We start from the raw sequence: 17013 nt of genomic DNA on the forward strand, positions 1-17013 counted from the left end.
ATTAGATAATCCTTGAGAAAAAGCCACTTGCGCTTGCGCATAGCTTTAAGTGTTTTGCTAGAAAGTGAAAATGCCAGTTCTGATTAAGTGCACCGAAAAAACGCCCAGACCTAAAGCTTTAAGCCCTTCATGCAAATCACTCGAAATAATTCCAATGCTTTGAGCCACCAATTATTGTAGGAAGACATAAGCCAAGAAAATTTGATTGTAACTGCATTCAACCGATAACTTGTTGGTTGCTAATAAATATATCTTTCCAAGATGGAACGCTGTTCATCATTAAGCTCGCTCAAATCATCAACAAAGATAATCCCGTTTTCGTCAATATGATGAACGTACTTGCTGATCCACTCTGTATCCTCTGGGTCAAAGCCATATTTTAACAGCCAAATTTCAACTTCATCGTTTGTACCGTAACGAATAAAGTTTTTAAATACCTTAGCTCGTTCATCTTGAGTTTTCTCGTAATAAATGGTCAAAGCCGCACATAGAGGATCTGCTAACGACAAGCTAATAACTTTATCTAAATAATCGTACGTATCATACACTAACAAGTCATAATCAAATTCTTTTACCGATGTACCACCTCCAAATAAAGGAAAAGCTCTGGCATCTATGTTTGGTAAACTCTCTGCTCTAGCTGAGTATTTGATTTTTATTTTATTAAACTCAACGTTATACTCTTCTTGTGTAATCAGTTTTTTTCTCAATTTCCGCTGTAGAGCTCGCCTTTCGTCCCGATTTGTTAAATATGAATGCCTCAGTGATAAAGTTTCGCTAAAGGATTTTCCCTGAACTCTCCAAAGCAAAAGGGGGATTGATGCGCTTAAAATTGTCTGCTCAGCTTGAGTTAAAGACGTTCTTCTAAGGTGGGTGATATAAACGTTTTTAAGTTTATCTTTTATTTTCTTACGATCGTAATCCTCAATTTCATAATATTGGTGACCACCTATTGTCTTGTCGCCATCTATTAACTTATCCAATATAAATCGTAAATCAGCCTCTAAATTTGACTCTGTCAATCGCTGTACTTGGGAGTCAGTAAGGTGTAGATCATCATTAAACGTATCAGTTTTTATAGCCGTTACTAGGTCAGAGAAATCCTCTGGTATATTTTTCGAGTCATCATCTAACTTCGATTCTTCCTTTAGTGTTGTGGGGGAATTAAATCTTTTAATGAAAGTTGACACATTCTTACTATTAATTATTGTATAACCATAATCAAAGTAGCCTTTCCGTAAGGTGGTTCTTCCTGCTCGGCCAATTAAATTTTTAAGTGTTAAATCTCGCATATTGTGAAAATTGTCTATCCACACGCAGTCAAAAGGCATGTTTATACCTTGCACCAAGGTGGCCGTTGCAAAACAAATCTTTGCATGCCCGTCACGAACGAATTGTTCAATCAAAAGTCTTGCTTTGAGCGGCATAGAACCATGATGCACGACAACACCCCGCTCCATTAGGGTTAGGAAAGAGGATTGTTTTCCAAATTGCCCGTCTGACGCTCCAATGTATTTCTTTAATAGTTCGATTATTACCAGTGCATTATTGCTTTTTACGAATGGGCATAGCTCAATATATTCACCAAAACCCTCAATGTGACCTCCATTAAAAATTTTGCTCTTTGAAATGTAAATAAGAGCAGTGCCACCATTAATTAGTGTTTCTCGAACAACATCGGTTTCACATGCGACTATGTCTGACTCGAAGTTTGGCGAAAAGTAATCGAGGGTTCCGTCTTCGTTCCTAGATAAATTGACTTTCCCAACATTACTTTGTTTAAAGTTTTTTGAATCCGAATCCTTGATAAAATTATGTTTTAACAATTGAGCTTCTGGATTGGCAATAAAAGGATGCGCAAATACCTTCTTGGCATCAGGAAAGGATTTTTCTGTTCTTCTGACAAAAGCATCAAATGATATGCCTCTTATTGGCTCCTCAGAGATTTGGGCTTCATCAAATAAGAAAAGTCCAACATCAAATACATCAACGTATTTAAATAGCTCCACGCCTCGTTCAGGAGTTATAATAAAAATCCGCCTTGCGGTGTGGTGTTGGTTTATGTTTTCAACAAACTGTAGGACTAAAACTTCTTTGCTTACTAGGTCAATCACTGAAGAATAAAACTCGGCAATCAATGCACGAGACGGCACCACGATAACAATATCGAACTCTTCTTCTTGAATTAAATCTCGGAATAAGTGCGACTTACCCGTACTTGTAGGAGCTGAAAAAGAGTAAAATTGTTTCGAGGATATAGACTGAAAAGCGCTAGCCTGCATGGGAGTGTACTGCTTACCAAACTTGTCCTCAATCGTATCTCCCAAATTTTGGTAGATAGATTCAATGAGTGATTTAGGCTTATCCAGTTTATAAAACAAACCCATAACACTTAAAATTTTCGACTCGTATTCAGCGAAAATATCTGGATGAAAAATTTTTATTAAGCTCAGCTTTTCCAAAATGCCCAAATCAACTGGGCCATGTTCATGAAACTCCCTAATTGATAGCTCTAAGATTTTACGTATGCCAACTCCTTGAATGATATTGTTAAGCACTTACCTTAACTCCTATCAAATATATCGCCTCATATTGCAATAATGTTTGTATATGCTTTGAACTAAGTGCATTGTCCATTATCTCAACTAAATCGTCCGAAGTGATGGAAAATGCAGCGCTATATGACTTAGATCCAGCAGCTGCATTTTGTATAGCGGCTTCCGTGACAAACTTTCTTAGGTCTGGTAGTTCCTGAACGTCTTTTTTTTCGGCAATAAAATTATTGATCTGACTAAGAGCTCTGCCATAAGCGTTTTTCACACCACTATATTTCGCCTCACCAAAAGCAATGAATGCCGCAGGAGATTCGGTATGAAAATCGAAGCCTGGATTACCTGAAATTTTCTCCTTAATGAATTCAGCTAAAGGTAGTCGAATGTGATCTAAGTGCACCTTTAGTGCAGTCTGAGCAGCATCAGAAACCATATACTCACCGAAGTCTTCCGAAATTTCCGATTCTACATTGCTCAATATCTCATTGGTGATCTTATCAATAGTTCTTCTAGAGCGTGCTTCATAACCCATTCGGTCAATTACATCGAGATCATCAAGCCAGCTAGTATCAAGGGCTACAGTCATCATCTCTTCCACACGCTGTTCTAGGTTAGATATTTCGATGGCTATCGAAAAAATTTTACCTTTAGCGGACGGGTCAAAATCTGACATTTTCGTCTCTGTAAAATGTAATAAGTTCAAAATTACACCCCACCAGGAGAAGACGTGCTCACCAAACCTTCCAATTCCCCGGTAGGTTCTGATGATAATTTCTTGCGCTGTAATACGCTGGATGATTTTTCCGTTGTGCCGACTATGTCTTCACGAAGCTTATTCAGTTCGCGAACCTCATCTAACTCAAGCCCTAAGTACTTTTCCTTCCAGGTACACAAAGTGCTTTCAGCTACGCCCATTTTAAGGGCATATCTGGCTACTGACAGTCTGACTTTACGCTGTAGAATTACGGAAACGGCCTGTTCGAAAGAAAAATGTTTTGATTTCATGGCATGTCCCTCTTAAGGGCTTTATCATGCCCAAAGTCGCCGTCCTTGTGGGTTTTTATTGGATAACCGTCACTCAGAGTAACATTATCCAATTAAATTAAGGTATTCTTGTTCAGTAAGCACTGTCACACCTTTATCATGCGCTGCGGTGATTTTTGTTTCACCAACTTTGTCACCTGCCACTAAGTATTTAGTTTTTCCAGTAACTGATTTAGCAACTTTAGCCCCGAGTGATTTTGCATGTTTCTCCATATCATCACGAGAACCTTGCTGCATGGAACCGGTAAAAACAACAACTGCTCCAGCAATAGGTGAATCTAAATCTTCTCTGTCAGACACCTTAGGTGTAATGCTTAGGTTAAAGCCAAGCTCGTAGACCTTAAAGAATTCTTCTTTGACGTTTGCTAGGCCTTCGACAATAGCCTCAGCACTCAGTTGTGCAAAACCATCAATTTTAACCATTTCCTCAACCGATACATCGAAGAGCTCAACTATGGAATGATGCTGAAGCAGTTTTTCGCAATTACCGCCAGCAAGACGGCTCACTCCGAAAGCAGCAAGAAACCTCCAATCCTCAATTTCAATTTCTCTGCTTGCTTTAAGTTGATCTACGAGGTTCTGCGAGGTCTTATCCCCAAATCCGAACGTAACAAATTCATGTTTGGGTATCTGGTAAATTTCATGGATATGCTTAATACCGTAATTGGTGATTCTTTTAACTACCTTAGGCCCAAAACCATCTACGTTACCTAAAGTCTTAAAAAAATGAATCAAAGTATTTTCTGTTTGAGCAGGGCAATCCGATTTATTTGGACAAATCAGATGGTCACCTTCCCAAATAAGATGGGCATTGCAACTAGGGCAACTCTGAGGCAACTCAGGCTCGGCACGTTTTATAACCGCTTCAATTTTTGGAATGACCAAACCACTTCTAACTAGCTTAATGACTGCGCCAGGCCCTACTCCGTTTGTCTTCACCATCATATAATGATGAACCGTCGCTCTACTTAAAGTAGCTCCACTAAGTTTAGTCGGGAGTAATTCGGCAACAGGTGTAACTCGTCCTGTTCTCGAAGTTTGAGGAACGACTTTTAATACTTCCACCTCTGCTGATTCAGTATTCACTTTAAATGCGATTTGCCACCTATGGAACTTTCTCGTAGCACCCATGTACTCTTTGAGCAGCGAATTCGTTGACTCCAAAATTAATCCATCGATATCAAAATCAACTGCATTCCAGATTTTTTCAAAAATACTCTCGAAGTCTGACAATAACTTATCAATACTACCTACCCACTTGGTTAATTCAGAAAATGGGTAGAAAACACAAGCACCATCATCAATTGCCTTTTGAACATCTTCATCGACTTTCTTTTCAGAAATAATCGCTGCCTGGATATTTCGAGAGTTCTCGAACTTGCCACTCAACACTTTGTCGAAATAACTCTTTTTGATTACGATTTCGCCAGGGCCTAAACCTCTTCCTGCATTATTTGCAACTTTTAATCCTCGCTTAAATGCACGAGTAATATCTTGACCTCTTGTTCCATCCCCACGGGTATAAAGTCTTGTGCCATCATCATATGCAGCATAACCATCCAGCTTTGGGGTAACCTTTATTTCTATTGACTCTTGGTCAAAATCGATTTCCGAAGCAGCCTTCTTAATTCTTTCAGTCCATTTTTTGATTTCTTCGAAAGAATAAGCCTTATCAGTCGACAGCATTTTCTTCGGTAAGGGAACTGTCTTGCTGTCTATTAAAACTTCGGGTTCTACATTTGATAGGAATGGGTTGTCAGGATCTAAAGTTTTGAAATCATCCAAATAATCGTCGTAAACCTTGTCTTCAATAATAGGATGACCAGATCTGTAAAGAGCGTTAGCGACTTTAAGCAGTGTTTCCAACTGTTCAACGCTAGGATGGTTGATAGAGAAGAGCTTCTCTATGTCAGATAAATCTGAGTTAAGTTCCAGTTTCTCAATAATGGCGATTTGGTTATCGTTAAATTTATAATTAGACATTACTGCTACACCTATGCTGCCATTTGAAAATCTGATTGAGCTCTATTTGAAACAGTTAAATTCAGGGTGACACTCACATCACCGGCGCGCCGCACAATCACCGTGTCGCCGATACGGGCGTCGAGACGTGCGATTTCATCGGCATTATGTAAGGTCGCGTTAGACACCGTTACGCCCGCTACCGTCACCGGCTGTAAGCGTGCTACCGGGGTAACCGCACCGGTCCGTCCAACTTGAAAATCGACCCCCAGTAATTGGGTCAGCTCTTCTTGCGCCGGAAATTTACGAGCAATAGCCCAGCGCGGCGCGCGCGAGACAAAGCCTAGGTCGTCTTGATAAGCAATGCGATCGACCTTGATCACCACTCCATCTATTTCATAAGCTAACTCGGCGCGCTGTGCCAATATCTGCTGATAATAATGTTGGCAAGCCTCTGCATTGTCGACCCGCTCAACTTTATCACTAACGGGTAAGCCCCACTGTTTAAGCTGCTGTAGGCGCTGATAATGGCTATCGGCTAATTGCGCTTCGTCACTGACCAAGCCCAAGCTATACGCATAAAAGTGCAAGGGACGCTGTTTGGTGATGGTTGAATCAAGTTGCCGTAAACTGCCCGCAGCCGCATTACGCGGGTTGGCAAAAGGTTTTTCAGCGCGGCTTAAGGCTTGTTCGTTATATTCCTGAAACGCGTTGATCGGCATGAACACCTCGCCGCGCACTTCCAAACGCTGAGGAATATTGTCTCCCTGCAAGCGCAATGGCACGTTTCTAATGGTTTTTACGTTGCTGGTAACATCCTCACCGCGACTCCCGTCGCCGCGCGTGGCTGCGCGCACCAACACACCGTCTTCGTATAGTAAGCTGACCGCGGCGCCATCAAGTTTCGGTTCGCAACAATAAGCCACTTGTTGGTTAGTATCTAAGCGCTCTTGCACACGTCGCGTGAAGTCGGCAAATTCGTCATCGTCAAAAGCATTGTCTAACGACAACATTGCCACCTCATGACTGACAGTTTGAAACGCCGACAGAGGTCGACTCCCGACCTTCTGTGTCGGCGATGCGGCATCGGCTAACGCCGGATGTTGTTGTTCTAGTTGCTGCAATTCGCGAAGCAAGCGGTCATATTCGCTATCGGTTACCGACGGCGCATCGGCTTCATAGTATTCGCGGTTATACCGGGTTAATAAATCGCTTAACTCGCGCATACGCGCAGCCACATCAGCCATAACTGCAAGATCTCTTAGTCTTCAGGTGAATCGATAAAGTTAATCGGCCGCAGGTCAGCGGCCGTAAATGGGTGCCCGTCACCGCAGCGCTATTGGCGCAGCAATTGTTGCCGTTCAAACTCACGAATACGCTGGTGAGTGTGTTGCACCGCTTGTCGTGTCAGCGGGTTACGATGCCCGTCGAGCACTTGCCCTTTGACAAAGGCTGCAGCGAGCTTTAATGCCGCATTGTGCATCATATTGAATGCCTGAATGGCATCATACTTGAGTGGTAAGGTCATAAATAATACCACTCCCTCGCTACCAAAGTTTTCCATGTTATCGAGGTCAAAGGTACCTGGATTGAACATGTTAGCCATACTAAATAACACCGCACCGGTGCCAGCGCTGCTGGCGTGGCGATGGAAAATGTCCATCTCACCATACTTTAAGCCTAACTCAGTCACCATTTGCAGCAACACCGCACCTTCAATTTTGCCCACCACGTGTAAGGCAATGACATCCTGAGGTTCAGCATTAACGCTAGCCTCATCGTCGCTATTGCTCGCCGGTTCATCAATTTCATCTAGCGCCAGCGACTCTTGTGCTGGAGGATAAGGTTTAGCGGTCTTAGTATGACTCGCAGGCGCTGCTTTTGCCGTCTCTTTGGCCGGCGTCGATGGCGCTACTACCGGTTTGTCTTCAGCCGACAAACTCATGCCCAACTGCGCATCGGCGGCAATCGGATCGTCGCGCTGCGCGCGTAATGCCGGCGCCGCTTGATTAGCCTCGAGTTGCTCATCATCACTAGCCGAGGGCTCTACAAAACGCTTTGCCGTTGACTGTTGGCGCTTAACAACTCGCACTTCGCCGATACCATCTTCATCAAAGCCACCGGCTTGACGCTGTTGCCGCTTTCTTGCTAGCTCTGCCGCATTCGCCTTTTCATTGGCGTCGTTGCGACGAATGCGCCATAAGCCATGAGCTGTTATCGCCAAGATAGCGACGACACTTAAAATTGTTAGCGAAATCTGTAGCGTATTCATGCGTGGTATCTTGCCCTTTCCCGTGGCTGTTTGATTAACTATCGGTCATCGCGACCGCGGCTTCAATATCGACGGCGACCAGTCGCGATACACCGGCTTCCTGCATCGTCACACCGGCTAAGTGCGACGACATTTCCATGGCCACTTTATTGTGACTGATATAAATAAATTGCACGGTTTCCGACATTTCTTGTACTAAACGACAAAAGCGCCCAACGTTAGCATCATCCAATGGCGCATCCACCTCGTCCAGCAAACAAAACGGCGCTGGATTCAAACGGAAGATCGCGAATACCAATGATAAAGCGGTCAACGCTTTTTCTCCACCCGAGAGTAGATGAATCGTGCTATTTTTCTTGCCCGGCGGCCTAGCCATTATCGCTACCCCGGTTTCCAGCAGATCATCGTCGGTCAAGGCCAGGCTGGCACTACCGCCGCCAAACACCTTTGGAAACAGGCGTTGTAAGTCACTATTAATGGCTTCGTAGGTTTCTTTGAAGCGTTGTCGCGTTTCCCGATCAATTTTACGAATCGCCGCGCTAAGTGTCTCTAATGCCGAGCTCAAATCTTGGTGTTGTTGGTCTAAATAGCCTTTGCGTTCAGCTTGGCTATCGGCTTCTTCAATCGCCGCCAAGTTAATCGCTCCTAACCGTTGCACCGCACGAGCAATATCATCCAGTTGCCGTTGCCAGCGCTGTTCGTCATGATCGTCGGGTAAGCTTTCGAGTAGCGGACGCAAGCGTTGGTTCATTTCTTCTATCGCATCGACAAAGCTGCGCGAACGTTCTTGCACCGCAGTCAGTTCAAGTTTCACGCTCTCAAGCTGCGCCCGTTGTTTTTCAATGCGCTGAATAATGCCCTGCTGACCCGCCTCAATTTCGCTGATTTCTTGGTTGATTGCAGCTAATTGCTGTGTCAGCTGTTGCTTTTGCTCGGCCAATTGTTGGTGATCATCCAACAATTGTTCGAGTTGCATTTGTTGTTCGGCAAGACTATCAGCCTGCTGCGGCGACTCGCTCAGTTGCTCTAGCTGGCGTTGACTGTCTTGCAGTAGCTCGGCGCTGCGCGCGTGTAGTTTTTGCGCTTGTTGATAATCCGCTTGCTGTTGCTGCTGTTGTAACTGCAACTGATGCAACTGTTGCTGTCGCTGCTGCATTTGCTCGGTCAATTGCCGTAAACGCTGCGCCAAGCTTTCACCCTCGGCGGCTTGTGTCGCTTGTTGCTGCGGTATTTCGCTGGCGATAAGCTCGTCATACTGAGCTTGTAGCAATAACGCTTGCTCGGCTTGTTGTTCGGCCTCGCTTGTCGCAGCTTGCTGTTGCGCTTGTTGTTGCTCTAGACGCTGCGTTAATTCTGCCAATTGCTGCTGTTGATGACGTTCACGCTCGGCCACCGCGACTTGCTGTTGCTGCAAAGCCTGCAATTGCTGCTGTTCGCTGACGAGTTGCTGCTGTTGTTGCTCCAGCGTTGTCTGACGTTGCTTGATTTGTGCAGCAAGACTATCCAGCGCGGCGCTTAATTGCTGTAAATCATGCTCAACATCGGTTAACTCTTGCCGATAGGCTAGTTCGCTGGAGCCCTGCTCGACTTGCGCCGCGACATAACCCTGTTGATAAAAGTAATCGCCGTTCAACGCCAACCAGTTGTGATCATTCGCGCTAGGCGCTTGCTGACAACAGCGCACCTGCTGTAACCAGCGCCACTGCCTTAGCGGGCCTTGCAACAAGGCCGCTACACTATCGTCAGCAATATCGTCAGCAATTTCCTCAGCAGCCGCTTCGGCATCCAGCAACACTAACTTGGCACCGACCACGCTTGGCCAAGTATCAGGTTGACGTCGCATAACCTGCGCATTAAGCCAAGGGCGCAATAAGTTTTCTAAAGCTAATTGCCAGTGTTGCTGCTGGCCCGGCTGCCACTGCAATAAATCGGCGACGCTCCCCAAACAGTGCTCTTGCTGCGTCGCCAACCACTGTTGGAAATCGCTGTGATCTTGCTCGCGACGTCGCTCTGCTAATAGCCGCTGTAGCGACTGCTGCTGGCCGAGTAACTGTTGCTGCTGGCCTTGTTGTTGGCGTAATTGTTGCTCGTCGGCCTGTTGCTGCGCCTGAAGCTGCTGCAGCTGCTGCTGGCATTCGCTAACTGCCGACTGTTGTTGCGCCAACTGTTGTTGGTCAGCTTGATCGGCTTGTTGCTGTAATTGTTGCTGCAGTTGCTCGATACGTTGTTGCAACGGTTGCTGTTGTTGCTGTAACTGTTGCGCAGTTTGCGAGGCCCGTTGGCGCGCCTGTTCGGCGTGCTCAGCTTGTAACTGTATACGCTGTAACTGCTGTTGCTGTTGCGCTTGTTGCTGTTGTTGTTGCTGATATTGCTGCTGCCACTGTTGATAAGCATCGGCCGCGTCTTGTTGCGCCAGTTGCAGTTGCTCTAACTGCTGTTCAGCTTGGCTTAAGTCCGGTAGCGACTGCTGTATGGCGGCTTGTTGCTGCTGGCACTGTTGCCGTTCATCATCAAGTTGTTGCTGCAACGCATCAATGCGCTGTTGCAGTCGCCGTTGTTGCTCGCTCTGTTGTTGCCGCTGTTGTCGTTGGTGCTGAATTTGCTGCTCCAAACGACTGCTTTGGGTGCCACATTCGTAATATTGCTGCTGCACACGATCTAACTGCGCGCTTAGCTCACCGGCTTGCACACGTAAGCTGGTGGTATCGCGTTCACCACTGCGCTGTTCGGCAATTAACGCATCCAACGCGGTTTGCTGCTGTTGCTGCTGAAGACGTAATTGCTCAACCAGCTGTTCGTTGGCGAGCCAACGGATGGCATGCAACTCGGCTTTAAGCCGGCGCTCATCACTTTTGAGGGCTTTATAGCGGCGTGCGGCGGCGGCTTGACGTTGCAACTTGTCGAGTTGCTTACCGAGCTCATCGCGCACATCGGTCAGCCGTTCCAGGTTATCGCGCGTGTGCAACATGCGATTTTCGGTTTCACGGCGACGCTCTTTATATTTCGAAATGCCGGCGGCTTCTTCGATGAATACCCGCAGTTCCTGTGGTTTTGACTCCACCAAACGGGATATCATCCCTTGTTCAATAATGGCGTAACTGCGCGGTCCTAATCCCGTCCCCAAAAATAAGTCGGTAATATCACGACGACGGCATTTACTGTTATTGAGAAAATAGCTGGATTGTCCGTCTCGGCTAACTAAACGTTTTACCGAAATTTCATTAAAGTTGGCGTATTCGCCTTGAATGCGCCCGCTGGTGTTATCAAACACCAATTCCACCGACGCTTGAGAAACCGGTTTACGCGCCGTTGAACCGTTAAAAATGACGTCGGTCATGGCATCGCCACGCAGGTTTCGTGCAGAACTTTCGCCTAACACCCAACGCACCGCGTCGATAACATTGGATTTGCCACAACCATTCGGGCCAACGACACAGGTCATTTGCCCGGGAAACGCCACTTTGGTGGCATCTACGAAGGATTTAAAACCAACCAGTTTGATGTGTTTTAAACGCATTCAGTCTTACGCTTTAGCTCTATCGGGCGGTACAAGGCAAACCCCGACTGTAGCAGATTCGCTTGTGATTTGTAACAATTTCGCGCAGGCAAAGCCGCCCTATATCCGCTATAGTCGGGATCAATTGAGCGTCGCTACGAACGTAACCACGAATATCATCACGGTCACACCATAAACGTTTGATCCGTGTTAAGGCAGGACAATGCAAAAGACGGTTTATAGCAATAACAGTGTCGCTTACTTAATACGCGGTTTTTCTCTCATTAATACGCCCGGCATTAGACGCTTTGTGTTTATCCCGTTATTGGTTAATTTAGTGATTTTTGCCATCGCTTTTACTTGGTTGATAAATCAATCTCAGGCTTTGGTGACCGCGACTATCGACTGGTTACCCAATTATTTTGCTTGGCTTGAGTATTTACTTTGGCCACTTATCGTATTGGTGTTGCTGTTTGGCTTTTCGTATCTATTTAGTACCGTCAGCAATTGGCTGGCGGCGCCGTTTAACGGCTTATTAGCGGAAAAAATCGAGCGCTTGCTATGCCACCATCCGCTTCAGGACGATGGCATGCTAGCGGTGGTAAAAGATATTCCGCGCACGCTGTCGCGGGAAATGAGCAAGCTGGGTTACTATTTACCACGCGCTATCGGCTTTTTATTATTGCTATTATTTGTGCCGGTCATTGGCCAGATCTTATGGTTTTTATTCAACGGTTGGATGATGTCGATTCAATATCTGGATTATGCTTTCGACAATCATAAACTGAGTTTTCGCCATATGCGCAATGAATTATCACAACAACAAGGCCGTACCTTAAGCTTCGGCCTAGCCGTTTCTATCTTAGCGTTAATACCACTGATTAACTTGATTCTAATGCCGGTCGCCATATGCGGTGCTACCGCGTTGTGGGTTGACCATTATCGCGACCACGCTCTGCCCCAGGCGGCCCGGCCACAACGCCCCGCTCGTTGAAGCTTACGTATAAACACTCGCTAACAGCGGTGCTTGTGTCATCAACCACTGACACCAATTGAGGTTGGCTAGGACTGGCATGCTCGGCGGCTATTAGCCCATACTGCATACACCTTAGGCATCTCATTAATAGGTTTCTTATGATTGCAAGCAACGCTGCTGGTGCGGCTTCAACTGGGCGTACAAACACCGCCAGCGCAGATACGCAGAATCAAGTTAAGCGTCCTCTTCAGTACGGTAGCCAGTACAGTGGCTATATCGTTTGTATCAAGCAGGCAAAGGTGTTACTCAGTGCAAATAGCTGTCGCATGCATGGCATGCCCGTTGCGCAGCGTTGGTTATCAATGGCAAGCTGGTTAGCACTCTACCAATCGCAAAGTGAGCAGCTGGCGTTAGCCTACCGTTGCGCTTGTTGCGTACGGGGTTATTTAATTTTGCAGCTCACCCTATCGCTGTCGCATGAGCCACTGGCAGTGCAACATCGCTTAATGAGTTATCGACAAAACAATCAGCGCCTAGTGATCGGCAGCATCACTTCATCCGCTAGCTCTCTTTATAACCAAACTCTATAAAAAAACTTAACAACTAAATAAAGTAATTTAGCGGTCAGCTTGAGCAAAGTGGTATAGCACTATATTATTTGTTTATAAAATTTAAAATATCGTTAACCAAATTAACAACCCGATGCAACGTCAACGACCCATAAAATGCTTTTCCAAGACACTGAAAAAAGCCACTTATGTGCTATTTTTCAGTGCATTATTGGTTTTTTCGCCTTTCAAAGCAGACGCTGACACACTACCTGAGCACGAAATCACTTGGGCCATCAACGCCGCACCACCCTTTCATGTGTTAAATGGTCGTTATAAAAATCAGGGGATTTGTGACGCGCTTATCCAGTCGGTCAGTAACCATTTACCAAACGTCAAACAACGGGTGGTGGTGATGCCGCAACAACGTATTAGTCAATTAATGCGTGAACAAAAGCAATTGTGCTTTCCTTGCATGATCTATCACCCTGAAGCGAATGATGGTGCTGTTTTTAGTCAGCCGACACATGTTTATCGTCCGCATGGCATTATTACTCGCCGAGATATTGCCGACAAACTTTTAAGCGACGGTCGCACGCAGCTTTCTTTAGCTGAGTTGCTGGCTACCGATTTACGTTTTGGCCGACCACAGGGGCGTAAATATGGTCGCCTGCAAGGCTTGATCGATAACTACGATAAGCAACGTAACAGCGCTGTGCTGCGCTCTGGAGAAAATAGCACAGTCGGCATTTTAGATATGATTGAAGCTGGCCGCATCGATTACACTATCGACTACATGAGTGTAAAAACCTACTACGAGAAAACCCATGATGACCGCTTAGCCTATATTCCTATCAGCGAGCTGGCACAGCAGCCGGTGATTGGTGCTATCGGCTGTTCAGACGATGAATGGGGTAGAAAAAGCGTGGCCTTAATTAATGGTGTTTTAGCCGACGTTCGACGGGACCAATTGTTTTTACAAACGCTAAACTTATGGTTTGTCGATAAGCCGCAAGATAGTTACCAACGGCTCTATCAACAAAGCTTACGAGAGTACACCCCTGAAGAATAAAACGCCGTGCCGACAAAGCGATGGCTAATCGTCATCGTCTAATAACTTATTATCGATACGCTTGCTCGTTTGCACGCCTAACTCACGGAATTTTTCTACCCGGCTGACCAAATTACCACGTCCCGAAGACAGCTTTTTCATCGCCTCTTGATAGCGGTTGTCGGCCGTTTTTAAGGTATTACCCAGTTTATCCATATCATCGATAAAGCCGACAAATTTGTCGTACAATTTACCGGCGTCGGTAGCAATACGCTGAGCATTACGATTCTGTTGCTCATACTGCCAAATATTGTTAATGGTGCGCAATGCGACCAATAAGTTGGTGGGACTAACCAGCATGATATTGTTATCGAGCGCCAATCGGATCAATTCTGGATCGCGATCGACCGCCAGCAAAAAGGCTGGCTCAATCGGAATAAACAGCAAGACATAATCCAAGGTTCGTACTTGTTCAAGTTGTTGATAATTCTTATTGCCTAACTGTTTGATATGATTACGTAGCGATTGCACGTGCTCTTGCAGCGCGCGCTCACGAACATCGTCTTGTTCAGCACTAAAGTAACGCTCGTACGCACTTAAGCTGACTTTAGAATCAATGATGACGTCTTTCTCGTTAGGTAAATGAACAATCACATCGGGCTTAAATTGGCGTCCATCTTCGTCACGATGATGGCTTTGCGTATCGTACTCATAGCCCTCTCGCAAACCCGACTGTTGCAACATACGCTCCAGCACCACTTCGCCCCAATTACCCTGCTGCTTATTATCACCTTTCAGCGCTTTAGTTAGGGCTTCCGCCTCTTCAGACATACGTTGATTAAGCGACTTAAGCGTTAGCAATTCGGTTTTTAACGACGCCCGTTCTTTGGTTTCATCGGTATATTGTTGCTGGATTTGCTGCTTAAATGCTTCGATTTGTTGCTTAAACGGCTCCAGCGTCGATTTCAGTGAATCTTGGTTACGTTCTTGTAGTCCCTTTGATTTAGCCTCGAAAATACGATTTGCGAGATTTTCGAACTGTTGCTGTAAGCGTGCTTCACTAGCTTCTAGCAACGCCAATTTTTCCGCCTGATTTTGCTGTTCTTGCTGACGTGTCGCTTGCTGCGTTTGCCAGCCGCTTTGCAACTGGTAATGCGCTTGTTGCAATTGCTCATAACGCTGTTGCCACTGTTGCCCCTGTTCGGCTTGCTGCTGCCACTGCTCGCTACGGGTCTGCGCCTCGGTCAGCGCCACTTGCAGTTGCTGTAATTGCTGCTGCAACGTTTGCTGACGTTGGTTTTGCTTAAACCAACCCCATAGCATGACTAATAACAACGCTAACGGCGCCGCTAACAGCAGCGCCCATTGCCAGAACAACAGTGATAGCATCAGGCATTACCCGCTTCGGCTAGTTTTAATTGCCAAATTTGGGGGCCAGCGGTATGCGCATTATTACCTTGGCTATCCACCGCCACGGTGACCGGCATATCTTCGACCTCAAACTCATAAATCGCTTCCATACCCAGGTCTTCAAATGCCACCACTTGCGCCTTCTTAATCGCTTTTGCGACCAAATAGGCAGCGCCGCCAACCGCCATTAAATAAACCGCTTTATGCTGACGAATACTGTCAACCGTTTGCGGACCACGTTCGGCCTTACCAATCATGCCCAAAATACCGGTCTTATCGAGCATCATATCGGTAAATTTATCCATCCGGGTAGCCGTAGTCGGCCCCGCAGGGCCTACCACTTCATCGCCAACCGGATCGACCGGACCCACGTAGTAAATGAATTTATTGGTAAAATCGACCGGTAAGCTTTCACCATTATCAAGCATGTCTTTAATGCGCTTGTGAGCCGCATCACGGCCAGTCAGCATCTTGCCCGATAACAGCACCGTTTCGCCCATTTGCCAGTTTTGAATATCCGCGGCTGAGACCTCGTCAAGATTGACCCGACGCACATCATCACCCAATTCAAAGGTCACATCGGGCCAGTCCTCTAACTTAGGCGGCTGTAAATCGGCTGGGCCGCTGCCATCTAAATAAAAATGCGCGTGACGAGTGGCCGCACAGTTCGGGATCAGCGTCACAGGCTTCGACGCCGCATGCGTGGGTACACTTTTGATTTTCACATCTAATACCGTGGTCACACCGCCTAAACCTTGCGCACCGATCCCCAATTTGTTGACGCGATCGTAAATTTCAAGACGCAATTCTTCTTCCGCATTTTGCGGACCACGCTCTAATAACTCTTGCATATCGACTGGATCCATCAAGCTTTCTTTCGCCAGTACCGCCGATTTTTCAGCCGTACCACCGATGCCCAGACCAATCATCCCCGGCGGACACCAGCCAGCACCCAGTTTTGGCATGGTTTCAACCACCCAGTCAGCAATGGAATCACTCGGATTCAGCATTACCATCTTCGATTTATTCTCCGAACCACCACCTTTTGCAGCGATCATCACTTCAATTTTATCGCCTGCCACCATATCGATATGAACTACCGCCGGCGCATTGTCACCGGTATTTTTACGTTTACCGGCAGGGTCTGCGACAATCGATGCGCGCAGCGGGTTATCCGGATTGGTGTATGCTCTGCGAGTGCCTTCATCGACCATTTGCTGCACCGTCATGTCGGTTTTATCCCACTGCACCGCCATGCCAATTTTGACAAAGCAGGTAACGATACCGGTGTCCTGACAGATTGGCCGATGGCCTTGCGCTGCCATGCGCGAGTTGGTCAATACCTGCGCAATGGCGTTTTTAGCCGCTTCGCTTTGTTCTTTGTGGTAAGCCTTTTCTAACGCTTGGACGAAATCTAACGGATGGTAATAAGAAATGTATTGCAGCGCATCGGCGATGCTTTCAATAAAATCAGCCTGACGGATCACAGTCATGACAACCTCTGCTATAGGCGTGCTAAGTCATAATTAATGTGGCGCAAATCATACCCTGTTAAGCAACAGAAAACCAGTTTTGCACTTTGCTTAACGGTGCTTGTTAGGGCCTCTATCGAGCACCCAAAAAGCCGTTAAAAACTCGCGTTTTACGCCATAATATGCGGCTATTATCAATTATCGGTGTTGTGCTAAACTAGCGCTATTCT

At 46.2% G+C, this 17013-nt stretch carries 11 protein-coding genes and 1 pseudogene; 3 read left to right on the forward strand and 9 right to left on the reverse strand.

The window, feature by feature from the left end:
* Nucleotides 1-239: 239 nt before the first annotated feature.
* The 7 genes and pseudogenes from A10D4_RS06085 to smc all read right to left on the reverse strand — a co-directional run bounded on the left by A10D4_RS06085 (nucleotide 240) and on the right by smc (nucleotide 11347).
* Nucleotides 240-2558 carry a DEAD/DEAH box helicase gene (locus A10D4_RS06085; RefSeq protein WP_008488396.1) on the reverse strand — a complete coding sequence of 773 codons (2319 nt, stop codon included), beginning with the start codon at nucleotides 2556-2558 and terminating at the stop codon, nucleotides 240-242.
* Nucleotides 2551-3225 carry a hypothetical protein gene (locus tag A10D4_RS06090; protein WP_008488397.1) on the reverse strand — a complete coding sequence of 225 codons (675 nt, stop codon included), beginning with the start codon at nucleotides 3223-3225 and terminating at the stop codon, nucleotides 2551-2553. The genes A10D4_RS06085 and A10D4_RS06090 overlap by 8 nt, the downstream gene beginning before the upstream one ends.
* Before the next feature lie 32 nt (nucleotides 3226-3257).
* Nucleotides 3258-3557: a transposase gene (locus A10D4_RS13620; protein ID WP_008488399.1), complete on the reverse strand. Its 300-nt coding sequence runs from the start codon at nucleotides 3555-3557 to the stop codon at nucleotides 3258-3260.
* Between the two features lie 84 nt (nucleotides 3558-3641).
* Nucleotides 3642-5579: a BRCT domain-containing protein gene (locus tag A10D4_RS06100; protein ID WP_008488400.1), complete on the reverse strand. Its 1938-nt coding sequence runs from the start codon at nucleotides 5577-5579 to the stop codon at nucleotides 3642-3644.
* A 74-nt stretch (nucleotides 5580-5653) separates the two neighbouring features.
* A pseudogene (gene ligA, locus A10D4_RS06105) lies at nucleotides 5654-6805 on the reverse strand (NAD-dependent DNA ligase LigA); the annotation flags it as partial.
* Between the two features lie 89 nt (nucleotides 6806-6894).
* Entirely contained in the window at nucleotides 6895-7830 is a 936-nt protein-coding gene (gene zipA / locus A10D4_RS06110) for a cell division protein ZipA (RefSeq protein ID WP_008488402.1), read from the reverse strand.
* A 34-nt stretch (nucleotides 7831-7864) separates the two neighbouring features.
* On the reverse strand, nucleotides 7865-11347 hold the full coding sequence (gene smc, locus A10D4_RS06115; RefSeq protein ID WP_008488403.1) for a chromosome segregation protein SMC: 3483 nt from the start codon (nucleotides 11345-11347) through the stop codon (nucleotides 7865-7867).
* Nucleotides 11348-11549: 202 nt separating this feature from the next.
* Between smc and cysZ the strand changes: the two genes are divergently transcribed.
* The 3 genes from cysZ to A10D4_RS06130 all read left to right on the forward strand — a co-directional run bounded on the left by cysZ (nucleotide 11550) and on the right by A10D4_RS06130 (nucleotide 13922).
* Nucleotides 11550-12320 (forward strand): sulfate transporter CysZ, encoded by a 771-nt coding sequence (gene cysZ / locus A10D4_RS06120; protein ID WP_008488404.1) that lies wholly within the window; start codon nucleotides 11550-11552, stop codon nucleotides 12318-12320.
* Nucleotides 12321-12460: 140 nt separating this feature from the next.
* Complete coding sequence (locus tag A10D4_RS06125; RefSeq protein WP_008488406.1) at nucleotides 12461-12892, forward strand: hypothetical protein; 432 nt, start codon at nucleotides 12461-12463, stop codon at nucleotides 12890-12892.
* Between the two features lie 112 nt (nucleotides 12893-13004).
* A complete protein-coding gene (locus A10D4_RS06130; protein ID WP_008488407.1) occupies nucleotides 13005-13922 on the forward strand; it encodes a transporter substrate-binding domain-containing protein in 918 nt (305 codons plus the stop codon).
* A gap of 24 nt (nucleotides 13923-13946) precedes the next feature.
* Here the strand turns inward: A10D4_RS06130 and A10D4_RS06135 are convergent, their stop codons facing one another.
* Entirely contained in the window at nucleotides 13947-15290 is a 1344-nt protein-coding gene (locus A10D4_RS06135) for a DNA recombination protein RmuC (protein ID WP_008488408.1), read from the reverse strand.
* Nucleotides 15290-16804 carry a fumarate hydratase gene (locus tag A10D4_RS06140; RefSeq protein WP_008488409.1) on the reverse strand — a complete coding sequence of 505 codons (1515 nt, stop codon included), beginning with the start codon at nucleotides 16802-16804 and terminating at the stop codon, nucleotides 15290-15292. The genes A10D4_RS06135 and A10D4_RS06140 overlap by 1 nt, the downstream gene beginning before the upstream one ends.
* Between the last annotated feature and the right edge of the window lie 209 nt (nucleotides 16805-17013).

The organism is Idiomarina xiamenensis 10-D-4 (genome assembly GCF_000299895.1).
GTDB classification, from domain to species: domain Bacteria; phylum Pseudomonadota; class Gammaproteobacteria; order Enterobacterales; family Alteromonadaceae; genus Idiomarina; species Idiomarina xiamenensis.